Source organism: Streptomyces sp. NBC_01808 (genome assembly GCF_035917395.1).
In the GTDB taxonomy this organism is placed as follows: domain Bacteria; phylum Actinomycetota; class Actinomycetes; order Streptomycetales; family Streptomycetaceae; genus Streptomyces.
On sequence record NZ_CP109072.1, the window covers coordinates 6,989,862 to 7,012,853 of the forward strand.

The 22,992-nt window shown below is 72.0% G+C and carries 20 protein-coding genes; 12 read left to right on the forward strand and 8 right to left on the reverse strand.

Going from position 1 to position 22,992, the window contains the following annotated elements; all coding sequences use genetic code 11:
• The first annotated feature begins 207 nt into the window (after window positions 1-207).
• From OG946_RS30845 to OG946_RS30860, 4 genes are all read left to right on the forward strand, one after another.
• Entirely contained in the window at window positions 208-1,329 is a 1,122-nt protein-coding gene (locus tag OG946_RS30845) for an ROK family glucokinase (protein ID WP_326799238.1), read from the forward strand.
• A 65-nt stretch (window positions 1,330-1,394) separates the two neighbouring features.
• Window positions 1,395-1,937, forward strand: coding sequence for a hypothetical protein (locus OG946_RS30850; RefSeq protein ID WP_326799239.1), 543 nt, complete (start codon window positions 1,395-1,397; stop codon window positions 1,935-1,937).
• Between the two features lie 21 nt (window positions 1,938-1,958).
• The gene (locus OG946_RS30855; protein ID WP_326799240.1) at window positions 1,959-2,603 is read left to right on the forward strand and encodes an MBL fold metallo-hydrolase; all 645 of its coding nucleotides are present in this window, start codon (window positions 1,959-1,961) and stop codon (window positions 2,601-2,603) included.
• 92 nt (window positions 2,604-2,695) lie between these two features.
• Window positions 2,696-3,487 carry an exodeoxyribonuclease III gene (locus OG946_RS30860; protein WP_326800417.1) on the forward strand — a complete coding sequence of 264 codons (792 nt, stop codon included), beginning with the start codon at window positions 2,696-2,698 and terminating at the stop codon, window positions 3,485-3,487.
• A gap of 48 nt (window positions 3,488-3,535) precedes the next feature.
• On the opposite strand, the gene OG946_RS30865 is transcribed toward OG946_RS30860, so the two are convergent.
• The gene (locus tag OG946_RS30865; protein WP_326799241.1) at window positions 3,536-5,347 is read right to left on the reverse strand and encodes an SGNH/GDSL hydrolase family protein; all 1,812 of its coding nucleotides are present in this window, start codon (window positions 5,345-5,347) and stop codon (window positions 3,536-3,538) included.
• Between the two features lie 177 nt (window positions 5,348-5,524).
• Between OG946_RS30865 and OG946_RS30870 the strand changes: the two genes are divergently transcribed.
• On the forward strand, window positions 5,525-5,971 hold the full coding sequence (locus tag OG946_RS30870; RefSeq protein WP_326799242.1) for a DUF6278 family protein: 447 nt from the start codon (window positions 5,525-5,527) through the stop codon (window positions 5,969-5,971).
• A 21-nt stretch (window positions 5,972-5,992) separates the two neighbouring features.
• Here the strand turns inward: OG946_RS30870 and OG946_RS30875 are convergent, their stop codons facing one another.
• Window positions 5,993-6,739 (reverse strand): GntR family transcriptional regulator, encoded by a 747-nt coding sequence (locus tag OG946_RS30875; RefSeq protein ID WP_326799243.1) that lies wholly within the window; start codon window positions 6,737-6,739, stop codon window positions 5,993-5,995.
• Between the two features lie 132 nt (window positions 6,740-6,871).
• Entirely contained in the window at window positions 6,872-7,615 is a 744-nt protein-coding gene (locus OG946_RS30880; protein ID WP_326799244.1) for a hypothetical protein, read from the reverse strand.
• Window positions 7,616-7,785: 170 nt separating this feature from the next.
• Between OG946_RS30880 and OG946_RS30885 the strand changes: the two genes are divergently transcribed.
• The 6 genes from OG946_RS30885 to OG946_RS30910 all read left to right on the forward strand — a co-directional run bounded on the left by OG946_RS30885 (window position 7,786) and on the right by OG946_RS30910 (window position 15,719).
• Window positions 7,786-9,054, forward strand: coding sequence for a hypothetical protein (locus tag OG946_RS30885; RefSeq protein WP_326799245.1), 1,269 nt, complete (start codon window positions 7,786-7,788; stop codon window positions 9,052-9,054).
• 129 nt (window positions 9,055-9,183) lie between these two features.
• Window positions 9,184-10,026, forward strand: a complete 843-nt coding sequence (locus OG946_RS30890) for a nitrilase-related carbon-nitrogen hydrolase (RefSeq protein WP_326799246.1) — start codon at window positions 9,184-9,186, stop codon at window positions 10,024-10,026.
• A gap of 68 nt (window positions 10,027-10,094) precedes the next feature.
• Window positions 10,095-11,321, forward strand: a complete 1,227-nt coding sequence (locus OG946_RS30895; RefSeq protein WP_326800418.1) for an aspartate aminotransferase family protein — start codon at window positions 10,095-10,097, stop codon at window positions 11,319-11,321.
• Between the two features lie 355 nt (window positions 11,322-11,676).
• Window positions 11,677-13,077: a dihydropyrimidinase gene (gene hydA, locus OG946_RS30900; protein ID WP_326799247.1), complete on the forward strand. Its 1,401-nt coding sequence runs from the start codon at window positions 11,677-11,679 to the stop codon at window positions 13,075-13,077.
• Window positions 13,078-13,127: 50 nt separating this feature from the next.
• A complete protein-coding gene (locus OG946_RS30905; protein WP_326799248.1) occupies window positions 13,128-14,147 on the forward strand; it encodes a TIGR03842 family LLM class F420-dependent oxidoreductase in 1,020 nt (339 codons plus the stop codon).
• A gap of 9 nt (window positions 14,148-14,156) precedes the next feature.
• The gene (locus OG946_RS30910; protein ID WP_326799249.1) at window positions 14,157-15,719 is read left to right on the forward strand and encodes an NCS1 family nucleobase:cation symporter-1; all 1,563 of its coding nucleotides are present in this window, start codon (window positions 14,157-14,159) and stop codon (window positions 15,717-15,719) included.
• Here OG946_RS30910 and OG946_RS30915 read toward each other — a convergent pair.
• The 5 genes from OG946_RS30915 to OG946_RS30935 form a co-directional block, all read right to left on the reverse strand.
• Window positions 15,682-16,425: an SIR2 family NAD-dependent protein deacylase gene (locus OG946_RS30915; protein ID WP_326799250.1), complete on the reverse strand. Its 744-nt coding sequence runs from the start codon at window positions 16,423-16,425 to the stop codon at window positions 15,682-15,684. The two genes, OG946_RS30910 and OG946_RS30915, sit on opposite strands and share 38 nt — an antisense overlap.
• Before the next feature lie 99 nt (window positions 16,426-16,524).
• Complete coding sequence (locus OG946_RS30920; protein ID WP_326799251.1) at window positions 16,525-17,970, reverse strand: sulfatase family protein; 1,446 nt, start codon at window positions 17,968-17,970, stop codon at window positions 16,525-16,527.
• A 791-nt stretch (window positions 17,971-18,761) separates the two neighbouring features.
• On the reverse strand, window positions 18,762-18,986 hold the full coding sequence (locus OG946_RS30925; RefSeq protein ID WP_326799252.1) for a DUF397 domain-containing protein: 225 nt from the start codon (window positions 18,984-18,986) through the stop codon (window positions 18,762-18,764).
• Window positions 18,970-19,821, reverse strand: a complete 852-nt coding sequence (locus tag OG946_RS30930) for a helix-turn-helix domain-containing protein (RefSeq protein WP_326799253.1) — start codon at window positions 19,819-19,821, stop codon at window positions 18,970-18,972. The genes OG946_RS30925 and OG946_RS30930 overlap by 17 nt, the downstream gene beginning before the upstream one ends.
• Before the next feature lie 178 nt (window positions 19,822-19,999).
• Window positions 20,000-20,713, reverse strand: coding sequence for a pectate lyase family protein (locus OG946_RS30935; protein ID WP_326799254.1), 714 nt, complete (start codon window positions 20,711-20,713; stop codon window positions 20,000-20,002).
• Between the two features lie 510 nt (window positions 20,714-21,223).
• Between OG946_RS30935 and OG946_RS30940 the strand changes: the two genes are divergently transcribed.
• Window positions 21,224-22,270, forward strand: a complete 1,047-nt coding sequence (locus OG946_RS30940; protein WP_326799255.1) for a LacI family DNA-binding transcriptional regulator — start codon at window positions 21,224-21,226, stop codon at window positions 22,268-22,270.
• The last annotated feature ends 722 nt before the right edge of the window (window positions 22,271-22,992 follow it).

Consider the following 22,992-nt stretch of genomic DNA (forward strand, 5'->3'; position numbering starts at 1 on the left):
CGACGCCGTACGCCGTGGCCGCCGCCGCACCCCGCGGCGGCGGCGCGCGGTCCCGCCGCCGCCCGCTGTCCACTCCGCCGTGCGAGGGAGGGGGCCCGTGAGGCAGAATCGGCACACGTCAGCGACTCCCGACAGGGGAAGGGGCCACCCCTTGCGATCACCCGCACCCACCGAGCCGCATCCCCGGCCCGGGCGAGGGGAGCGCCCGTGACGGCCGCCGAGAGGACACCGCACGGCAGCACCGCCCGCGCCACCGTGCTGCGCAGCGTGAGCCACCGCGAGCGGCGCTCGCACCTGACCGCGCCCCGGGTGCCCACCGTGGGCATCGACATCGGCGGCACCAAGGTCGCCGCCGGCGTCGTCGACGCCGACGGGCACATCCTGGAGCGCGCGACCACCGAGACACCCGACAAGTCCAAGAGCCCGAAGGTCGTCGAGGACGTGATCGTCGAGCTGGTCCTCGACCTCTCCGAGCGCCACGACGTGCACGCCGTCGGCATCGGCGCGGCCGGCTGGATCGATGCCGACCGCAGCCGGGTGCTCTTCGCCCCGCACCTGTCCTGGCGGAACGAGCCGCTGCGCGACGCGCTCTCCGAGCGGCTGCGGGTCCCCGTGATGGTCGACAACGACGCCAACGCCGCCGCCTGGGCGGAGTGGCGCTTCGGCGCCGGCCGCGGCGAGGACTACCTCGTCATGATCACGCTGGGCACCGGCATCGGCGGCGCCATCCTGGAGGACGGCCAGGTCAAGCGCGGCAAGTACGGGGTGGCCGGCGAGTTCGGCCACATGCAGGTGGTGCCCGGCGGGCACCGCTGCCCCTGCGGCAACCGCGGCTGCTGGGAGCAGTACAGCTCCGGCAACGCGCTGGTCCGCGAGGCCCGCGAGCTGGCGGCGGCCGAGTCCCCGGTCGCGTACGGGATCATCGACCGCGTCAAGGGCAACGTCGGCGACATCACGGGCCCGCTTATCACCGAGCTGGCCCGCGAGGGCGACGCGATGTGCATAGAGCTGCTCCAGGACATCGGCCAGTGGCTCGGCGTCGGCATCGCCAACCTCGCCGCCGCCCTCGACCCCTCCTGCTTCGTCATCGGCGGCGGCGTCAGCGCCGCCGACGACCTGCTGATCAAGCCCGCCCAGGACGCCTTCGGCCGCAGCCTCACCGGCCGCGGCTACCGGCCCGAGGCCCGGATAGTACGCGCCCGCCTCGGCAACGACGCCGGGCTGGTCGGCGCCGCCGACCTGGCCCGTCTGGTGGCCCGCAGGTTCCGCCGCACCAACCGGCGGCGGGTCGAGCGCTACGAGCGGTTCGCGCAGGTGGTCGGCAAGTGACCCTGCAGGACTCCGGCGAGCGTCCGGTGCGCCGCCATGACCCAGAGCCCGCCCACAATGGGCACATGCCCCACCGCCCCCCACGCCGCGTCGCCCGCTCCTGGAAGGCGTACCTCGCCATCGCCCTGCTCGTGGGCATCCCGCTGGTCTACGGCTGGATCTCCACCCAGCAGAGCCGCGAGAGCGGCCGCGACAAGGCCGAGCGCGCCGCCTTCACCGACATGGAGCCCGGCTGGCCGCCGCGCCTGCTGCGCCGCATCTACCAGGTGCCCGTCCCCGGCGGCGCCGAGTACATCCGCTACTACGAGCAGAACGCGCTGCACGACAGCGCCCTGTACGTCGACTTCACCGCCCCGCAGGAGTCCGTGGACGAGTACCTGGAGACGACCTTCTCGCGCTCGGACGTCCGGCCCCTGCCGCGACTGAAGGACGGGCTCAACCCCATCACCCCCGCGCAGGCGGACACCGTCGGCTGGGACTTCACCGAGGGGGACTGGTCGGGGCTGAAGCTCAAGCAGCCCGGCGCGCGCCCGGACGTGTCCATCGTCGTCAACACCGCGGACCCCGAGAACCTCGTGGTGCGTACGGTGTCCACGACGGAGTACTGACGAGGAGTTGTCACCGGCATCATGGAATTGACGAAGAAGGGGCACTCCTGCGTCCGGCTGGCCAAGGACGGCGCGGTGCTCGTCATCGACCCCGGCGGGTACAGCGAGCCGGACGCGGCGGTCGGTGCGGACGCCCTCCTCGTCACGCACGAGCACCCCGACCACTTCGACGAGGGCCGGCTGCGCGCCGCGCTCGACACCAACCCGGCGGCGCAGTTGTGGACGCTGCGCAGCGTGGCGGAGCAGGTCTCCGCGGCGTTCCCCGGGCGGGTGCACACCGTCGGCGAGGGTGACGTGATCACCGCCGCCGGCTTCGAGGTCGAGGTGCACGGCCAACTGCACGCCGTGATCCACCCGGACATCCCGCGGATCACCAACGTCGGCTACGTCGTGGACGGCACCGTCTTCCACCCCGGCGACGCGCTGACCGTGCCGGACCGGGACGTCGGGACGCTGCTGCTGCCGGTGATGGCGCCGTGGAACAAGGTCGCCGAAGTCATCGACTACGTCCGCGCCGTCGCCCCCCGCCGCGCCGTCGACGTGCACGACGCGCTCCTCTCCGACCTCGCACCGCAGCTCTACGGCCGCATGCTGGGCCCGAACGGCCCGGGCGTGGCCGGCGCGGAGCACTTCCATCTCGAACGGGGCACGACCCTCACGGTGTAGCCCTCCCGCCCCCGGGGACCGAGGGGTCAGGGCCGGGCGACGGGAGCCCGGGGCCCGGTGTCAGAGGTGCGGGGTAGGTTGTGGGCATGGCTGTGCGCATCGCTACGTGGAACGTCAACGGCATCAATCCCCGGCTGCCCCGCATCCTGCAGTGGCTTGAGGAGACCGCGCCCGACGTGGTGTGTTTCCAGGAGCTGAAGTGCACCGAGGAGGCGTTCCCTGGCGCCGCCCTGGCCGACCTGGGGTACGAGGCGGCGATCCGCGCCGACGGCCGGTGGAACGGGGTGGCGGTCGTCTCCAAGGTCGGCCTGGCCGACGTCACCGTGGACCTGCCCGACCAGCCGCAGTACGACGGCGCGACCGAGCCTCGCGCCCTGGGCGCGACGTGCGGTCCTGTGCGCGTCTGGTCGCTGTACGTGCCGAACGGCCGCGACGTCGGGCACGCCCACTACGCGTACAAGCTGCGCTGGCTGGAGGCCCTGCGCGCGACGGCCGCGCAAGAGGCCCCGGGCGAGCGGCCGTACGCCCTCCTCGGGGACTACAACGTGGCGCCGAAGGACGAGGACGTCTGGGACATCTCCCTCTTCGACGGGCACACGCACGTCAGCGAGGCGGAGCGCACGGCCCTCGACGAGCTGCAGAAGTCCGCGGGCCTCGCCGAGGTCTATCCGCGCGCGCTGAAGTACGACATCCCCTTCACCTTCTGGGACTACCGCCAGCTCGGCTTCCAGAAGAACAAGGGCATGCGCATCGACCACGTCTACGGCAACGCGGCGTTCACCGCCGCCGTCACCGACTCGTACGTCGACCGGGAGGCGCGGCGGCCGGGCAAGGACAAGAACCCGTCCGACCACGCCCCCGTCGTCGTCGACCTCGGCCTCTAGGCCGTCACCGGCCTGGAGGCCGGCACGCGCCGGGTGTGACGCGCGGCGCTACGAGCGCGGCACGAGCAGCGCCAGGTCGATCGAGTCCGCCGCCGCCTTCAGCCCCGCGGGCCCGGGGTGGAGGTGGTCGCCGCTGTCGTACGCGGGCAGCAGCCGCTGCGGCCGCTCCGGGTCGCGCAGCACGGCGTCGAAGTCGAGCATCGCGTCGAACTCGGCGTCCGCCCCGGTGGCGTTGGCGCGGATGTACTCGTTGACCGCGGTGCGCCGCGCGTCGACCGCGGGGCTGCAGTCGCCGTAGCCCTCGCACGGCGCGATGGTCGCGGCCACCACCCGCAGTCCGCGGGCCTGCGCCCGCTCGGAGATGCTGCGCAGCCCGGCGATCACCTCGTCCGCGCTGGTGCCCGCGCGCACGTCGTTGATGCCCTCGAAGACCACGACGGTACGGGCCGAGGTCTGCGCCAGCACATCGCGCTCCAGCCGGTGCTGGGCGCTGACGCCGCCGACGTCGCTGCTCACGCCGTCGCCCTTGTACCGGTCGGTGACGATGCGGTTGGCGGAGATGCCCTGGTTGAGGACGCCGTAGCGGGGCACGTCGTCCTGCGCGCGCAGCCGGCCGGCGAGCACGTCGGGCCAGCGCTGGTTGGTGCCGGTGCCGGAGCTGTGCCCGTCGGTGATGGAGTCGCCGAGCGTGACGACGGAGCCGGGGCCGCCGCCGACGTCGATGCCGGTGAGGAACGGCCAGGTGCCGATGGTGCCGGTGAAGGCGCCGGCGCCGGTGTCGGCGGCGCGGTTGCCGCTGCCGTCGGCGCTGATGAACGAGGTCTGCATGGCCAGCGCGTGCACCGGGGCGGCGCTGACGGTCTCCGGCAGGTGGATGCTCACCAGCAGGTTCGACCCGGGCGGCACGGTGAAGCGGGCCGGGTCGCTGACCGCCTCGGCGCCGGCGGCGACCGTCGTGCCCGTCTTGCCGCCGAACGTCAGCGGCACCGGCCGGCCCGCGGTCGCGGCGCCCTCGCCCTGCACGGCGACGGTCGCCTGCCCGAACCGCACTGGCGACGCGGCGAACGTGTTGGCCAGCCGCACGCGGGTGCGGTCGCCGCCCGTGCCGGCGTGCACCACGAGCCGCAGCGTCCGGTCCGTCCACGGCCCCACGGCGGTGTAGCCGGACGTGCTGGCGGCCCAGCTCCCGGTCCAGCCGGTGGCCTCCGCCCGTACGGAGGCGGCGAAGACGTGCAGGTCGGACTCGGGTCCCGGGTCGTCGGGCAGGGTGAGCGAGGTGATCCGCTTGCCGCGGGTGACCGGCACGGTCACCGCGTACAGCCGGGTGGCCTCGGCCCGCGGCCCCTCGGGTGTGTTGAGCCGCGGCAGGGCCAGCGCCTTGGTGGTGAGCGGCCCGGCGCGCCAGTCAGGCGCGGTCAGGCGGTACGGGCTGGAGCTGCCGTCCGCGTACCGCACGGTGCCCGTGCCGGAGACCCCGGTGCCCGGGCCGCCCGCGGTGGAGCCGGCGACGAGCAGGGAGACGGCGTTGCCCTTGCCGCGCAGCGCGACGGACTGGCCGTCGGCGACGACATTGTCGGGTGCGCCGCGGCCGTAGCGCGGCAGCCGCAGCCCGGCCGCGTCGATGTCCAGCTTGCGCCCGGGCGTCCAGCCGGCGGCGGCCAGGTCCCGGGCGGACAGGGAGCTGCCCGCGCCGTCGAAGTCCGCGGCGCCGGGGTCGGCGTCGTCGCTGACGGCGGTGTTGTCGAAGAGCTCGGCCAACGGCTGCGGCCCGCCGGACCGTTCGGCGGCCTGGGCGGCCACCGGCACGGCGGTGGCGGCGAGTGTGAGCAGGGTGGCGGTGGTGACGAGGCGAATCCGCAAGGTGGCCCTCCGGGTCCCGGTTCGGCGTCTCGACATGACCAGTCATCTCAGGGGGGCGCAATGAAGCTAAAGAGACACGGGTGAACGGTCAAGACGGCGTTCCGGGAAACACCTGGTGAGCGAATCGGATCCGCGCGCCTGTGGTGCTGCCGCCTGCCCGGATGCGAGGCTGGGGGCATGAACATCTCCTTCCTCGACAACTGGCGTAGACGGCACGGCTCCGGGCGTGAGCAGCGGACGTCGCACCCGGACGCGTCGGTCGACCAGGAGGGCGTCACCGAGCTGCTGAGCGAATGCGAACTGTTGCGCGTCCAGGCGGAGTCGGCGGGCGTCGAGCTGGACGACACCCCGCGGTCGCTGGAGGAGCTGGACCAACTGCTGCCGCGCTGGCGGGACGACCCGGAGATCACGCCTTGGCTGGGCAGCGACGCGGGTCTCTACCTGGGCACGGTGATCGTACGGACGATCGCGGGCGCGCAGTGGGTGATCGACTCGCAGGACGGGGCGCCGGTGGTGCGGCTGTCCTCGGGGCGGGAGATGGACGTGCTGGAGATCGGCGCGGAGTGGGCGGCGAACGGGGCGCCGGAGCTGTCCCAGATGTACGCCGAGGTCGCGGAGGGCTGACGCGCGCGGCGGTCCTGCCCGTCAGCCGGTGAACGCGATGTCGTACTCCAGCCGCCAGCGGTCGGCCCGCACCACCGCCTCCGAGGTCTCCACCGCCCGGCCGCGCTCGTCGTAGTGCGTGCGCTCCACCGTCGTCACGCACTGCCCGGGCGCGCAGCCCAGTGCCTCCGCCTCCGCCGTCGTCGCCGACCGCGAGCCGACCAGCTCCCTGGCCCGTACCACCCGGATCCCGATGGCCGCGAACCGGCCGCGGACGCCGCGCCTGGCGTACGGGCCGCGCTCGGGGAAGACCACGTCGGTGCCGTCGGTGAGGGCCAGCGGCTCCCAGCTCACGGCCAGTTGCACCGGCTTGCGGTCGGCCAGGTACTCGTACTGCGTGCACATCACCCGGTCACCCGCCGGGATCCCGAGCCGGCGCGCGGCCTCCCGCGGCGCGGGCGCGGGCGTGGAGACCGCCTCCCAGGTCAGCGCCACCCCTTCGGGCACGAGCCGGGCGGCGAAGGGGGAGTCGACCGCGCCCGTGCTGCGCAGCAGGCTGCCCACGGGGGTGCGGTCGGCGACGAACACGCCGCGGCCGAACTGCCCCTGGGCGTAGCCGGCCGCCTTCAGCACCCGCACGGCCCGGTCGACGGTCTGGTCGCTCGCCGCGTACGCGCGCTTGAGCTGGGAGCGCGACGGGATCTGCGCCCCCACGGACAGCTCGCCGCCGTCGATCCGCTCGCGCAGATCGTCGGCGATGCGCTGGTACACCGGCTTGGCGTCGCCCATACCCGGGGCTCCTCTCCCGCAACTCGCCCGACAGGCTAGGTACTCAGGGAGCGAATGCGTACCTAGGTCGGCACCATCGTCGCGACGGCCGCCGGGCGCGCGCTCCGGCCGCGCGGGCGCGGCGGGGCTGGGTCACGACTTGCCGTGCTTCCCGGCCGGCTGGGCGAGCGGCGTCTGCGCCTGCTTGGTCACGTCCCCGACGAGTTCCACCACATCGGGTCCGTACGACTGCGAGTTGACGACCTTCAGCAGCAGGACGAAGGAGTTGCTGCCGTACTTCCGGTTCAGCCGGCTCTCGTTCTTCACCAGATAGCGCATCGCCGCCTGGTTGGTGATGGAGCGCTGGCCGCAGGAGAGGAAGACCGGCCTGGCCTCCTGGCCCGCGGACAGCCGGGCCAGCAGCACGTGCTCGCTGACCCCGTTCTCCAGCCGGTAGCGCTCCGTGCCCACCGCGAACGCACCGCGGTCGGGGCCCGGCTCGGGGTCGGTGTTGATCCGTACCCCGGGCAGCAGGGACTGCATGTGCGCGGCCATGCGGCGGTTGGATATCGGGGTGCCGACGCAGAACTCGGTGCGGTCGCCGAACGTCTGCTGCGCGGTGTCCTGCGCGACGACCTGCGCGTGCGCCCCGCAGGACTTGATCACCGCGGACAGCTCCAGCAGGGCGAGCGCGTCGTGCTTGGCCACGCTCCAGTCCCCGCCGCCGGCGTCCCGGTTCACCACCACCAGGGCCTCCGAGTTGCGCGGCAGCCCGAAGAAGCGCTCCCGGCGTCGGTGGCGGCGCCCGCCGAGGGCGCCGCGCGCGTACCACCCGAGTGCGGCACCGACCACGAGGCCGGCGGCGGCCGAGACGAGGACGAGGATGGGTTCGCTCATGACGGGGCATGCTAGCGGTCGTCCGCAACATTGTTCGAGGCCGCCGTCCATCGGGTTCCGTTTACCACCGTCGCAAAGCCCCCGTAGCGCGGACGAAATAAAGCGGGTGTCGAATGCCCGCCGTGGCGGAACAATCGCTGCCGCCGGAAATGGCGGAATTCGCACGATTCTTGCGGCAGATCACGGGATGGCTGGACGAAGAGTTCGGCTGGTACGGAGTCTTTCGCCGCGGCGATCCCGACGGGCTGCGAGCCTGCCTGGACGGCTCCGTTCTGCCCCCGTGGGATGTCGTCGAGTCGCTCCTGCACGACCTCGCCGAGCACGGCGGCCGACGCGCGGCGGACGCGGCGCTGCCGCGCGCCCGCGACCTGCACCGCGCCGCCGTCGCCGCCCACGACGCCCGCCGGCCCGACCGCGCCACCCTGACCGCGGTGCTGCGCGCCCGGCTCGCGGAGCACCGCGCGGCGGAAGACGGCGCCGAGCGGCTGCGCGAGCGGCTGGCGGTGGAGCGCAACCCCTGGACGGCGCAGCAACTGGAGGACGAGCTGACCTGGGTGCGCGACGACGCCGCCCGCGCGTCCGCCCGCTGTACGGAACTGCGCGGCCGGATCGAGGCGCTGGCGCGGCAGGCGGCGGAGGGGGAGCCCGTGCCACCGCCCCCGGCGGCACTCCGCGGCGCCCGGTTCGCGGGCGCCGCTTCGGCGCCGCCGCCGGTGCTGCCCGCCGTGGGCGGCCCGCCCGAGGCCGGGGCCCCGGAGCCCGCCGCGGGTGCCGCCGCCGTGCCTTCCGTACCGCCGCCCCGTGGCGCCCGGTTCGCCGGCGCCGGGTCCGGCGGCGGCGGGCGGCGCCGGAAGGACGCCGCGGAAGCCGACCGCGCCGCCGCCCGGCGCGCCGCCGCGCGACGGCTCGCCGGCGAGACCGCCGCCGCCGTGGCCGCCCTGCGCGACGCGGGCCGCACCGGCGAGGCGTACGCCCGGCTCAGCGCCGCCGTGGCGGGCCCGCCTGAGGCGCTGCCCGACCTCGCCGCCGAGCTGGAGCGCACCGCCGGCAGCGCCGAGGTGGCGACCCTGCTGTGGGAGGCCGCCGCGCTGCCCCCCGAGCGGCTGACCGGGGCCGCGGACGCGTTCGCCGCCGCCGGGCGTTCGCGCGAGGCGCTGCAGCTCGTCCGGCACGCCGCCGCCCGGCCCGTACCCGAGCTGGCCGCGATCCTCTCCGCCCTCCACCGCGCGGGCCGCGACCGGGAGTCGGAGGAACTGCTCGACGCCTTCGCCGGCGCCCGCAGCACCGACGAGGCCGTCGAGCTGGCCGGGGCCGATCCCGGCCGGCTCGTGCCGCAGTTGCTGCGCGCCGCCGCCCGCCGCGGGCCTGCCCAGCGGCACCGCCGGCTCGCCCATGCCATGCGCTCCGCGGGCCTGCCCGGCGCGCCCGAATCCGCCTGACCCGGCCCGTTCCGGCCCGCCGGCGTTCGGTGCGCCGCTCTTGCCAGCGCCACCGCGGCGACTTACGTTCAGAGATCCGCCCGGCTTCTACGTGCGTAGAGCCTCCGGCGTCCCGTCCGAGGAGCAGCCATGGCCAACGTTGTACGCGCCGCACTCGTCCAGGCGACGTGGACCGGCGACACCGAGTCGATGATCGCGAAGCACGAGGAGCACGCGAGAGCCGCCGCCGCCCGCGGCGCCCGTATCATCGGCTTCCAGGAGGTCTTCAACGCCCCCTACTTCTGCCAGGTACAGGAGCCCGAGCACTACCGCTGGGCCGAGCCCGTACCGGACGGGCCGACCGTCGTACGGATGCAGGCGCTCGCCCGCGAGACGGGCATGGTCGTGGTCGTGCCCGTCTTCGAGATCGAGCAGGAGGGCTTCTACTACAACACCGCGGTCGTCATCGACGCCGACGGCACGGTCCTCGGCAAGTACCGCAAGCACCACATCCCGCAGGTCAAGGGCTTCTGGGAGAAGTACTACTTCAAGCCGGGCAACGCCGGCTGGCCGGTCTTCGACACCGCCGTCGGCAAGGTCGGCGTCTACATCTGCTACGACCGGCACTTCCCCGAGGGCTGGCGCGCCCTCGGCCTCGGCGGCGCCCAGCTCGTCTACAACCCGTCGGCGACCTCCCGCGGCCTGTCGGCGTACCTGTGGCAACTGGAGCAGCCCGCGGCGGCCGTCGCCAACGAGTACTTCATCGCCGCCATCAACCGCGTCGGCATCGAGGAGTACGGCGACAACGACTTCTACGGCACGAGCTACTTCGTCGACCCGCGCGGCCAGTTCGTCGGCGACGTCGCGAGCGACAAGGAGGAGGAACTGGTGGTGCGCGACCTGGACTTCGGCATGATCGAGGAGGTCCGCCAGCAATGGGCCTTCTACCGGGACCGCCGCCCGGACGCGTACGGGGACCTGGTGCAGCCGTGAGCGCGGCGAACGGCGGCGGCGTACACCGCGATCTGCTCGCCCGGCACCGGGCCGTCCTGCCCGACTGGATGGCGCTCTACTACGCCGAGCCCATCGAGATCACCCACGGCGAGGGCCGGCACGTCTGGGACGCCGAGGGCAACCGCTACCTCGACTTCTTCGGCGGCATCCTCACCACCATGACCGCCCATGCCCTCCCGGAGGTCACCAAGGCGGTCGCCGAGCAGGCCGGCCGCATCCTGCACACCTCCACCCTCTACCTCAACCGCCCCATGGTGGAGCTGGCCGAGCGCATCGCGCAGTTGTCCGGCATCCCCGACGCGCGGGTCTTCTTCACCACCTCCGGCACCGAGGCCACCGACACGGCGCTGCTGCTGGCGAGCACGTACCGCGGCTCCAACCAGGTGCTGGCCATGCGCAACAGCTACCACGGCCGCTCCTTCACCGCGGTCGGCATCACCGGCAACCGCGCCTGGTCGCCCACCAGCCTCTCCCCGCTGCAAACCCTCTACGTCCACGGCGGCATCCGCACCGCGGGCCCCTTCGCCGACCTCGACGACGCCGCGTTCATCGACGCCTGCGTGGCAGACCTGCGCGACATGCTCTCCCAGACCCGCGGCGTCGCCGCCCTCATCGCCGAGCCCGTCCAGGGCGTCGGCGGCTTCACCTCCCCGCCCGACGGTCTGTACGCCGCGTTCCGCGAGGTGCTCGCCGAGGAGGGGATCCTGTGGATCACCGACGAGGTGCAGTCCGGCTGGGGCCGTACCGGCGACCACTTCTGGGGCTGGCAGGCGCACGCGGACAACGGCCCGCCGGACATGCTCACCTTCGCCAAGGGGATCGGGAACGGCGCCTCCATCGGCGGCGTCGTCGCCCGCGCCGAGATCATGAACTGCCTGGACGCCAACTCCCTGTCCACGTTCGGCGGCAGCCCGGTCACCATGGCCGCGGGCCTGGCCAACCTCGGCTACGTCCTGGAGCACGACCTCCAGGGCAACGCCCGCCGCGTCGGCGGCCTGCTCATCGAGCGGCTGCGGGCCGCCGCGGCGGGCCTCGCCTCGGTGCGCGAGGTACGCGGCCGGGGCCTGATGATCGGCATCGAGCTGGCCACCCCCGGGCACGCCGCGGCGGTGCTGGAGCACGCCCGCGCGGGCGGCCTGCTCGTCGGCCGCGGCAAGGCCGGCGAGACGCTGCGCATCGCGCCGCCGCTGTCCCTGACCGTCGCGGAGGCGGAGGAGGGCGCGGCCGTGCTCGAACGGGCCCTGCACGCCGCCGACGCGGAGACCGGCGGCTGACGCGGAGTTCGCACGTACGAGGGCCGGCCGCGGCGCGGGAGCGCGCGGCCGGCCTTCGGGCGCCGGTCGGTTCGCGGGAGAAGGGCGAGCGTTCCAGCAGTTCCTCGCGCGTGCCCGCCGGTGCCGAACGCGGCACCGCAGTAGTCACCGCTGTCACGAAGAAAGGCGTGCGGAACGGACGGGTACGGCGTGCGGTGGGCACGGCCGGAGTGCGCGGCCCGCGCCACGCGGTGGCGACGGGCGCCTGCCGCGGTATTGCCGAGCACGGTGCCATGCTTCTACCGTCTTCGCACGCAGCTCGACTCTACGGGTGTAGACCCCTGGTGACGTCCGTCGCCGGAAGGGAGCAGAGGCCGTGAGCCGTACAGTCATCACCGGCGGTCTTGTCATCACCGCCGCCGACGAGATCCACGCCGACGTGCTCGTCGAGGACGGCCGCGTCACCGCCCTCGCCGCACACGGCAGCGACGCCGCCGCCGGCTGGCGCCAGGGCGCCGCCGTACTCGACGCCACCGGAAAGTACGTCATCCCCGGCGGGGTGGACGCCCATACGCACATGGAACTGCCCTTCGGCGGCACGTTCGCCTCGGACACCTTCGAGACGGGCACGCGCGCCGCCGCCTGGGGCGGCACGACGACCATCGTGGACTTCGCCGTACAGAAACAGGGCAGCGCGCTGCGCGAGGGCCTGGACGCCTGGCACGCCAAGGCCGACGCCCAGTGCAGCATCGACTACGCCTTCCACATGATCCTCTCCGACGTCAACGAGCACACGCTCAAGGAGATGGACGGCCTGGTCGAGGAGGGCGTGACCTCCTTCAAGCTGTTCATGGCCTACCCCGGCGTCTTCTACAGCGACGACGGCCAGATCCTGCGCGCCATGCAGCGCGCCGCCGGCAACGGCGGGCTGATCATGATGCACGCCGAGAACGGCATCGCCATCGACGTCCTCGTCGAACAGGCCCTCAAGGCCGGCAAGACCGACCCGCGTTACCACGGCGAGGTGCGCAAGGTGCTGCTGGAGGCCGAGGCCACGCACCGCGCCATCCAGCTCGCCCGGGTCGCCGGCAGCCCGCTGTACGTCGTGCACGTCTCCGCCGAGGAGGCCGTCGCCGAGCTGGCGCAGGCCCGCGACGCCGGCCTGCCGGTCTTCGGCGAGACCTGCCCGCAGTACCTCTTCCTGTCCACCGACAACCTCGCCGAGCCGGACTTCGAGGGCGCGAAGTACGTCTGCTCCACGCCGCTTCGCCCCCGCGAGCACCAAGCCGCCCTCTGGCGCGGGCTGCGCACCGACGACCTCCAGGTCGTCTCCACCGACCACTGCCCGTTCTGCTTCGCGGACCAGAAGGAACTGGGCCGCGGCGACTTCTCCAAGATCCCCAACGGGCTCCCGGGCGTGGAGAACCGGATGGATCTCCTCCACCAGGCCGTGCTCGACGGCCACCTCACCCGCCGCCGCTGGATCGACATCGCCTGCGCCACCCCGGCCCGGATGTTCGGCCTCTACCCCCGCAAGGGCACCATCGCCCCCGGCTCCGACGCCGACATCGTCATCTACGACCCCGAGGCCCGCCAGACGCTCTCCGCCGCCACCCACCACATGAACGTCGACTACTCGGCGTACGAGGGCAAGGAGATCACCGGCCGGGTCGAGACCGTGCTCTCCCGCGGCGAGACCGTCCTCAAGGCGCGCGAGTTCACCGGCCACGCGGGACACGGCCAGTACATCCCGCGCGGTACCTGCCAGTTCCTGTAGAACCAGCCACCAGACCCACACCTCCGGCATCGCGACCAAAGGGGGCCGAAGTGGATTTCGGACTCGTGCTGCAGACAGACCCGCCCGCATCCGCCGTCGTCGGCCTCATGCGCCGCGCGGAGAACAACGGCTTCCGCTACGGCTGGACGTTCGACTCCACCGTCCTGTGGCAGGAGCCGTACGTCATCTACAGCCGCATCCTGGAGCACACCGACCGGCTCACCGTCGGCCCCATGGTCACCAACCCGGGCACCCGCACCTGGGAGGTCACCGCCTCCGCCTTCGCCACCCTCAACGAGATGTACGGCAACCGCACCGTCTGCGGCATCGGCCGCGGCGACTCCGCCATGCGCGTCGCCGGCCGCCCGCCCAACACCCTGGCCCGCCTCGGCGACGCCATCCGCGTCATCCGCGACCTCGCCGAAGGCCGCGAGGCCGTCGTCGACCGCGAGTCCGGCACGACGCTGCGGCTGCCGTGGGTCGAGAACGGGCGGCTGCCGGTGTGGATGGCGGCGTACGGGCCGAAGGCGCTGGCGCTCGCCGGGCAGGTCGCGGACGGCTTCATCCTCCAGCTCTCGGACGTGTACCTCACCGAGTTCATGGTCAAGGCCGTACGCACCGCCGCCGCCCAGGCGGGCCGCGACCCGGACGACCTGACGATCTGCGTCGCCGCCCCCGCGTACGTCACGGACGGCACCCCCGAGGCGCTGGCGCACGCGCGTGAGCAGTGCCGCTGGTTCGGCGGCATGGTCGGCAACCACGTCGCCGACCTCGTCGACCGCTACGGCGAGCACTCCGACGTCGTCCCCGAGGCGCTCACGGCGTACGTCAAGCAGCGCCAGGGCTACGACTACTCCCACCACGGCCGCGCCGGGAACCCCTCCACCGACTTCGTCCCGGACGACATCGTGGACCGCTTCTGCATCCTGGGCCCCGTCGAGGCGCACCTGGAGAAGCTGCACCGGCTGCGGGAGCTGGGCGTGCACCAGTTCGCGATCTACGCGATGCACGACGCGAAGGAGTCCACCATCGACGCGTACGGGAAGTACGTCATCCCGGCGCTGGCCTGAGGGGGCACGATGACCGCGGACGCCGCCTCACCGTCCTCCCCGCAGCCGCCGGCCGACGGCAGGGTGGAACTCGCCCCCGCCGACGACCTCGGCACCAGTCGCTACGCCAACGCCGACCTGCTCCCCGTACCGGCCGCGCAGCGCACCTGGACCACGTACAACTTCGCCGCGCTCTGGGTCGGCATGGCGGTCAACGTGCCGACCTGGACGCTGGCCGCGGGCCTCATCGCGCTGGGCATGGACTGGAAGCAGGCCGTCCTCACCATCGCCCTGGCGAACGTCATCGTGCTGCTGCCGATGCTGCTGACCGGCCACGCGGGCCCCAAGTACGGCATCCCCTTCCCGGTCCTGGCCCGCTCGTCGTTCGGCGTGGTGGGCGCCAACCTGCCGGCGCTGCTGCGGGGCGTCGTCGCCTGCGCCTGGTTCGGCATCCAGACCTGGATCGGCGGCCAGGCGATCTACTTCCTGGCCGGGAAGATCATCGGGGCCGGGAGCTGGTGGGTCGAGGCCGGCTCGTGGGGCGGTTATCCGTGGCCGCAGTGGCTCTGCTTCGTGCTGTTCTGGCTGATCGAGATCGGCATCATCCTCTTCGGCATGGAGGGGGTGAAGAAGCTGGAGAACTGGGCCGCGCCGCTGATGCTCGCGGGCGCGGTCGCGCTGCTGATATGGATAGCCGACCAGGCCGGCGGCTTCGGCCCGCTGCTGGACGAGCCGTCCGAGCTGGGCTGGGGCACCGAGTTCTGGAAGGTGTTCTTCCCCGCGCTCATGGGCATGATCGGCTTCTGGTCGACGCTGTCGCTGAACATCCCCGACTTCACCCGCTTCGGGGCCGGGCAGCGCGCGCAGATCTGGGGCCAGTCGCTCGGCCTGCCCACCACGATGGCCGCGTTCGCGCTGATGTCCGTGCTCGTCACCTCCGGGTCGCAGGCGGTGTACGGCAAACCCATCTGGGAGCCCGCGGAGCTGGCCGCGCAAATGGACACCAAACTGGGCATCGCCTTCGCCCTGTTCGTCATCCTCCTCGCCACGCTGACGACGAACGTCGCGGCGAACCTGGTCAGTCCGGCGTACGACCTGTCCAACATGGCGCCGAAGGCCATCAGTTTCCGCACCGGATCGCTGATCGCCTGCACCGCCGGCATGCTGATGTTCCCGTGGGAGCTGATCGCCAACCCGGACATCTACATCTTCGTCTGGCTCGGCACCTACGGCGGCCTGCTGGGCGCGGTCGCGGGCGTCCTGATAGCCGACTACTGGCTGGTCCGCCGCACCGTCCTCACCCTCCCGGACCTGTACCGCCGCGACGGCGCGTACTGGTACAGGGGCGGCTGGAACTGGCGCGGCATCCTGGCCTTCGCGATCGGCGCCCTCCTGGCGGTAGGCGGCTCCCACACGGACGAGGGCGCGTCAGGCCCGTACCCGGAGGACGGCCTGATCCCCTTCCTGAAGCCGCTTGCGGACTACGGCTGGGCGGTGGGCCTGGGAGCGTCGCTGATCCTCTACACCCTGCTGATGTCAGGCGTGCGCAAGGCGGTCACAGCCCGGCCAGCAGGGGCGGCAGCGCCTCGCTGATCGGCTCGCGGACCACCTCGGCCGCGAGGTGGTCGTACGGCGTGGGCTCGGCGTTGACGACGATCAGCCGGGCCCCCGCCGCCGCGGCCCGGCCCGCGAGCGATGCCGCGGGCTGGACTTGGAGGCTGCTGCCGACCGCCAGGAAGACCTCCGCGGCCTCGGCCACCGCCACCGCGGTGGCCAGCACCTCCGGATCGAGCGGCTGTCCGAACATCACCGTCGCCGACTTCAGGATCCCGCCGCACTCCCGGCACGGCGGATCCGCCTCCCCGTCCGCCACCCGGCGCAGTGTCTCCGCCATCGGCCCGCGCCACGGGCAGGCGGTGCACACCGCCGTACGGGAGGAGCCGTGCAGCTCCAGCACCTTGCGCTCGGGCAGCCCGGCGCGCTGGTGCAGCCCGTCGACGTTCTGCGTGACGACCCGCACCGGCGTCCCGGCCCTGGCCAGGTCGGCGACGGCCGTGTGCGCGGCGTTGGGGCGGGCGTCGCGGGCGGCGCCGTCGCGGCGCATGAGCCAGGACCGGCGCCGGATCTCCGGGTCGGCCATGTAGTACTCGTACGTGACGAGCTTCTGCGCCTCCGGATCCCGCCGCCAGACGCCGTTCGGCCCGCGGTAGTCGGGGATCCCGGAGTCGGTGGAGATCCCGGCCCCGCTGAGGATCGCCACCAGCGGCCGCCGCCCGTTACCCGCCGCCGTCGTGGACATGCACCCAGGGTAGGGCCGCCGGGCCGAACCCCGCGCTGCGCGGAAGCTGTCCCGCAGGGTTGTGCCGCCCTCGCCGACCCGCCCCGGTGGGCGCGAGGGTTACCCGTGGTATTCGACGTTGTCCCAGAATTCGGTCCGTGGGTCGACGGCGCGCGGGTCGTCGGTTCGGAGCATCCAGTCCTGTAGTTGCTCCCCGAGCCGGGTCTTCACCGCGGCCCATTCGGGATGGTCCGAGAGGTTTTGCAGGCTGTGCGGATCGGACTCGAGGTCGTAGAGCTCCTCCTTGGGCCGCTTGCCGGTGGCCAGGTGGAATGCCGTGGTGAATTCCGGCCGGTGCCGGTTCTCCAGGAGCTGTGTTTTGGTGGGGCCCGCGTCGATGTCGGCGAAGATCCCACGGTCGGGCGAGGGTGGCTGCGGGTCGCCGGCGGGCCAGCGCTCCGGGAAGAAGTTGCGGATATACAGCCACCTGTGCGTCCGTAGTGCGCGGACGGGGTACGAGAGATTCCCCTCCCGGGCGAAGGAGTGTCGCTCGCGCTCGATGACGACGAACTCGCGCTGGGCGGCTGTGCCCGAGAGCGCCGGCAGCAGCGACTGCCCGGTCATCGCCGGCGGCGTGGGCAGCTCGGCGGCGTCGAGGAAGGTGGGAGCGAGATCACTCAGCACCGTCAGGCGATCGATCACTGTTCCCGGGGCGGCCCGGCCCGGCCAGCGAATCGCGAGCGGCACGCGCGTACCGGCATCGTAGGTATTGGTCTTGGCCCGTGGCCAGGGCCAGCTGTGGTCTCCGGTTATCACCACGATCGTGTTCTCGGCGAGCCCACGCTCGTCCAGGAGTTGCAGGGCATCTCCGACCTCGCGGTCGAAGCGTTGCACCTCGGCCAGGTAGTCGACGGCGTCGGCGCGGACCTCCGGCGTATCCGGGAGATACGGCGGGACGTCCACGGAGGCCGGGTCGATGCCGGACTGCTCGCCCAGCTCGGGGTCGTACGGTCGGTGTGGATCGGAGGAGCCGAACCAGAAGCAGAACGGCGTCCCCTCCGGCTGCTGTTGGAGAAACTCGCCGAACGACGGGAAGCCCGGGCCCGCCGGGTCGTGCGGCCACTGTGGAAACACGCCGGGGCCATAGCCCTTGCGTATTCGCCCGATGCGGTATCCCGCCTCCTTGAGGAGGTCCGGGTACACATCGAAGGTGGCCGGGAGTTCGGACCACAGGTTCGCTCCCGCCCCGAGGCGATGCGGCGCCTGGCCGGTGAGGAGCGCGTTCCGCGACGGCGTGCACGAGGGGGCCGCGCAGAAGGCGCGTGTGAACAGCGCGCCTTCTGCGGCGAGCCGGTCGAAGGTCGGCGTCCGCGCAGCCTGGGAACCGTAGGTGCCGGCATGCGGGTAGCCCCAGTCGTCCGTGATCGCGAACAGGATGTTGACCGGTCGGTCCGGCTCACCCCTCGCCGCCCGGGCCGGCGCGCCCAGCGCCAGCGCACCGGCGATCCCGGAAATCAGCATCGTGCGCCTGCGCATGTCGGTGTCGACCGGGTGCCGTGAACTCATCGAGGTCTCCGCTCAGGTCGCCATCCGCCATCGGCCGCGTCAGCTCGTCACCCCACACCGTTGTGGGCCACAGGAGCAGCGAGCCCGCATCTGTCACGTGTACCTCGCCAGCCCCACCGTGCCCTGAGTCGGTGTGATAAAACGCCGAGCGGAAACCAGGCCCGGGTGGGGCCAAGCCGCACCGTCTGGTCTCCGATGAGCCGGGCGCGCGAGGTGAACTCGGCTGGTCGCGCCGCGCCGCCGCGGCCGGAGCGCCCGCCGCCCGCCGTCCTTTGCCGTCGTGGACGTGGCCCAAGGTAAGGCCGCCGCCCCCGATCCGTGCCGCGGATTTCTCTTCCCCGTGCCCCCCGCGGCCCCGGTGATCGCTCGGCCCTCGGACGTGGGACGGCGGGGTCTCACGCGGGGGATCTGCTGATGCCGGGGCCGCGGGAAGGGGGTCACAGCCGGGGCCAGTAGGGGCGGGGCAGCGCCGCGCTGATCGGCTGTTCTGGCTTGCTCAAGCGACTCCGCGACCGTTGCACGTCGTGCAGGGATAGAAGGCCACACCGCTACCTGACCACGGCGCTTCCCTGGTGACTGTCCCAGACCCGTGGCATGTGAAACACGTGCCCGGCAGGCCGGGATTCGTCGTCCGCTTCCGGTTCCTCTTCCCTTTCCGGCGCTTTTCCTTGCGGTTCGACGTCTTTCCCATCTCGTCACCTTCCACGGGCGGTGCGCGGCGCGGCCGGTAGGTGGCGGCGTCTCCTGCGTGGGGGAGACGCCGCCGTCGGGGCGGGGCGGGGCCGCCTTCGTCAGGCGGGCGGGAGTTCGCCGGACTTGACCGCGCTCACGAACGAACTCCAAGCGTCCGCCGGGAAGACGAGCGCGGGCCCCTGCGGGTCCTTGCTGTCGCGGACGGGGACGGTGCCGGTGGTGGCCGCGGTGGCCGGTGCCCACTCGACGCAGTCGCCCCCCGCGCCGTTGCTGTAGCTCGACTTGACCCACTCCGCGCGGGAGAGGTCAGGAGTGGTGCTCATGCGGCAGCTCCTCCATCGCCGATCGGATGAACTCCGCCGTCTCGGTGGGAGACAGCGCGTAGGACCTCACCAGATCGTATGCCCGCTGGCGGGCGGTGACGCCTGCCGGACCCTCAAGCAGCGTTCCGGTGTCGATGCCTTCCTCGTAGGCGACCGGAAGGCCGGTGTCGAGGGTCATCAGCGTGAGCGCGCCGCTGCCCATCAACGCATGCTCCCCGTGTGCGCCCGGGAGCAGCTGCACGGTGGTCGACGGGGTGTCCACCGCCTCGGCGAGCCGGGCCAGTTGTTCGCGCATCACGGCCGGTCCGCCGACCGGCCGGACCAGCACCGCCTGGTCGACGACGCACGCGTAGTCGGGCGGGGTGTCGGCGTGCAGCAATTCCTGGCGGCCCAGCCGGGCCGCCACCTTGTCCTCGATCTCCTCCGGCGAGGCGTCCGGGTTGTAGGCGCGGAAGATCGCCCGGGCATAGGCGGCGGTCTGCAGCAGACCCGGCACGATCATCCCCGCGTACTGCCCGATGAGGCGCGATCTGCGCTCCAGTTCCATCCGGCGCCGGAACTGCGCGGGGTGTACCTCCAGCGACTGGCGCACCAGCTTCTCCAGCCGGGCGAAGTAGCCGCCGGTGTCGAAGAATTCGTCCAGCGACGGCGAGAGTCCGGGCGGCGGCAGCACCTGGGCCGTCTCGACCCGGGAGAGGTGGGCGCGGCTGGCCGGGACCTTCCCGGCCAGGTCTTCGAGGGACAGGCCCATCTCGGTACGGAGGCGCCGCAGCTCGGCTCCGTAAAAGTCCCTGTTCGAGCGGAACGGCGTCAGTTCACGTGGCTGTTGCGACACGGTGCTACCCCCGGTGGTCCCTGGTACGGACGTGTCGAGACTAACCGAAGTGAACACGATATGAAATCAAACAACTACGTAGAGTCACCTAGTTGCGGGCAGCACCGTACGGGCCGGGTCGGCTCCGCACGGTGCTGTCCTGTCCTGTCCGTCATGACCCGGCCCGTGGCCTGGCGCTTCAGCCGCCGATGTCGGGCTGTGGCCCGGCGCCGTCCTTCAGGATGGCGGGGACGTCCTCGGCGGGGTCGAGGGTGTATTCGTAGAACGAACGGGGGTCGAAGCCCTCGCCGCCGGTCTGCTGGTCGCCCTCGCAGTCGGCGAAGATGTTGCCGTTGTCGACGAGTTGGGCGTTGTCGTCCTTGATGAGGGGGTCCGTGACGCCCTCGAAGTAGCTGTTCTCGATGACGGAGTTCGACGAGCCCCGGGACCAGTTGCCGCTGCCGGTGTTCTGCAGGTAGTTGTTGTACAGGTGGGCGTTGGCGACGTTGTCGGTGCTCGGGTTGCGCGAGTTGGTGTCGCTGAACCAGTTGTGGTGGATCGTCATCTGGGCGGTGACGTTGTCGGTCCAGCCGATACCGAAGGTCTTGTTGTTCTCGTTGATGATGTTCCAGGACACCGTCAGGTTGGTGGTGTCCTTGCGGCTGTCGATCAGGCCGTCGTTCATCCGCTCCAGCCGGTTGTGGTCGATCCAGACGTGGTCGGCGGTGTCCATCTGGATGGCGTCGTAGTCGTAGGAGTCGTCGCCGGGGTCGTCGTCGGGCATCCGGGTGTCGCGGATGGTGAGGTTGCGGATGATGACGTTGCTGACGCCCTCGGCGAGGAAGAAGCCGCCGCCGACGATCTCCCCCTCGGTGCCGGCTCCGACGATGGTCTTGTTCGAGGCGACGCGCACCTCGTGGCCCTTCTCGGGGTACTCGATCGCCCCGCCGACCCGGATGACGTAGGGCTCCTCGGCGGTGGCGTACCGCTCAAGGTCCTCGAAGCCGGTGACGGTGACGGTCTCGCCACCGGCGCCGCCCGTGGTGCCGCCGTCGGTGGAGGCGAAGCCGTCCGGCGTGTCCGGCCACTCCTGGACCGCGGGTGCGGCGGCGGTGGCGTCGTCGGACAGTGCCCGCGGGCCCAGCAGTGAGCCGCACAGGGCGACCGCCGCCGCCAGTACGGCGTACGGTCACCAGCGGCGCCGGCGATGTCTCACGGTGGGTGAAGTCATGATCTTCTCCAGTGTCGTGGGGGGTGAGAGTCGGCCGGATCGATCCCGCACCGATCGAAATTTTCGAGCCTTTGCCGTGAAGTGCCGTGAATATAGAAAGAGCTTGCTCGCGCGTCAAGGCGCGAATCTGTGGGGATCTCGCCACATCGGCCATCTCGAAAAGTTCGAAGACATGACCACTAGACTCGTGGCATGTCCTCAGCAGGCATGAGCCTCCCAGGCGACGGCCCGGCCACCGGGCCGCTGACCACCGCGGAGATCGCCGCGCACGCCGGGGTCTCCGTCGCCACGGTCTCCAAGGTGATCAACGGGCGGGCGGACGTCGCCCGCGGCACCCGCGCCCAGATCGAGGAGATCATCCGCGCCCACGGTCACCGCAGGCGGAAGCGGGCCGCCCGCCCCGCCGCCGTGCTGGAACTCGTCTTCCGCCAGATCCGGGACTCGTACCACATCGAGATCATCAAGGGCGTCCAGCAGGTGGCGCGCGAACACCGGCTCGCCGTGGTGCTCTCCGAGCTGCAGGGCCGCCTGACACCCGGGCGCGGCTGGGTCGAGGACGTCTTGTTCCGGCGCCCGGCCGGCATCATCGAGGTGTACTCCGTACTCACCGACAGCCAGAGCGGTCAGCTGCGCAGCCGTGGCATCCCCTTCGTCCTCGTCGATCCCAACGGGGAACCGGCTCACGCGTCCCCGTCGGTGGGCGCGACCAACTGGAACGGCGGCCTGTCGGCCGCACGCCACCTCCTCGGGCTCGGGCACCGGCGCATCGCCGTGATCACCGGGCCGGAAAACGCCCTCGCCAGCCGGGCCCGGGTGGACGGCTACCGGACCGCGATGGAGACCGCGGGCGTGCCCGTCGACCCGGCCTTCGTCCGCCTCGGCGACTACCGGGCCGAGGACGGCCTGCGGCACGGACGGGAGCTGCTGCGCCTGCCCGCTCCGCCGACCGCCATTTTCACCTGCAACGACGCGCTGGCGCTCGGCGTGTACCAGGCCGCCGCGGAGGCCGGGCTGCGCATCCCCGAGGACCTCAGCGTCGTCGGATTCGACGACCTGCGCCCGGCGCAGTGGACCGTGCCGCCGCTGACCACCGTGCACCAGCCGCTCACCGAGATGGCCGTCACCGCCGCGGCGATGGCGGTCAAGCTGGCCCAGGGGCAACCGCTGGCACAGACCCGGGTGGAACTCCCCACCGAACTCGTCGTGCGCGGCAGCACCATGCCGCCGCGCCGTCCGTGACAGGCGCGCGGGGACGGCGGGGCAGGCCGGGGCCATGCCCCTCCCTGCTCGCGATGTAGGCGTTCAGGTCGGAGACCGAGATGCCGGCGCGGCCGTCCAGTCTTGAACCAGATGGGCAGCTGATGCGTTATCACGTGTGGACTGTGCGACGTTCGACTGACGGCTGGGCGCTGTCCCGCTGCTGAAAGGTGTCTCGACTCCTGTGGAGCGGCTTCCTCGCAGCAGGCGGAAGGGAAGGGCGAGGTAGACATAATGTCGAAACCAGAGCCCACTTGGGGTAATCCGCCCCCGGGTGGCGAGGGGCAATCACAACAAGAGAGCCCGTCCGGGGCGGGTCCGTCCGGGGCGGGTCTGACTGAGTGGGGGCAACTGATACCGGTCAGCGTGCGATTGAACCGTCTAGAGATTCGCTGGGCTGGACTTGAGAGCAGTTTCGTTGAATTGCATAACATGCATAATCAGATCATGAATGAAATAAGACCTGAAACAAGTCAGGGTCGGCGTCAGGCTCAGGGGCGGGAGCTGTACGAGCGGACGGCCGACTGGCTGCTGACAGAGCGTAACTGGTATGCAGATGCAGGCAGGGTAAGGTCCGACGTAACGGATCCTGCTCACCAGGCAGGGCTGAACGACATGCTTGTCAGGGCTCCCGATTGGAGATCCGGCTTTGGCCATCGAGTCAACTGGAACCGGATACAAACGGTGCAGAACTCGCTTGGGGT

Excerpts from the sequence above, each read along its gene's own strand:
- OG946_RS30870 (WP_326799242.1), top strand. The coding sequence starts at position 5,525 with ATGAACATCTCCTTCCTCGACAACTGGCGTAGACGGCACGGCTCCGGG.
- OG946_RS30890 (WP_326799246.1), top strand. The coding sequence starts at position 9,184 with ATGGCCAACGTTGTACGCGCCGCACTCGTCCAGGCGACGTGGACCGGC.
- OG946_RS30920 (WP_326799251.1), bottom strand. The coding sequence starts at position 17,970 with ATGAGTTCACGGCACCCGGTCGACACCGACATGCGCAGGCGCACGATG.
- OG946_RS30895 (WP_326800418.1), top strand. The coding sequence starts at position 10,095 with ATGGCGCTCTACTACGCCGAGCCCATCGAGATCACCCACGGCGAGGGC.
- OG946_RS30925 (WP_326799252.1), bottom strand. The coding sequence starts at position 18,986 with ATGAGCACCACTCCTGACCTCTCCCGCGCGGAGTGGGTCAAGTCGAGC.
- OG946_RS30855 (WP_326799240.1), top strand. The coding sequence starts at position 1,959 with ATGGAATTGACGAAGAAGGGGCACTCCTGCGTCCGGCTGGCCAAGGAC.
- OG946_RS30875 (WP_326799243.1), bottom strand. The coding sequence starts at position 6,739 with ATGGGCGACGCCAAGCCGGTGTACCAGCGCATCGCCGACGATCTGCGC.
- OG946_RS30850 (WP_326799239.1), top strand. The coding sequence starts at position 1,395 with ATGCCCCACCGCCCCCCACGCCGCGTCGCCCGCTCCTGGAAGGCGTAC.
- OG946_RS30915 (WP_326799250.1), bottom strand. The coding sequence starts at position 16,425 with ATGTCCACGACGGCGGCGGGTAACGGGCGGCGGCCGCTGGTGGCGATC.
- OG946_RS30940 (WP_326799255.1), top strand. The coding sequence starts at position 21,224 with ATGTCCTCAGCAGGCATGAGCCTCCCAGGCGACGGCCCGGCCACCGGG.
- OG946_RS30910 (WP_326799249.1), top strand. The coding sequence starts at position 14,157 with ATGACCGCGGACGCCGCCTCACCGTCCTCCCCGCAGCCGCCGGCCGAC.
- OG946_RS30880 (WP_326799244.1), bottom strand. The coding sequence starts at position 7,615 with ATGAGCGAACCCATCCTCGTCCTCGTCTCGGCCGCCGCCGGCCTCGTG.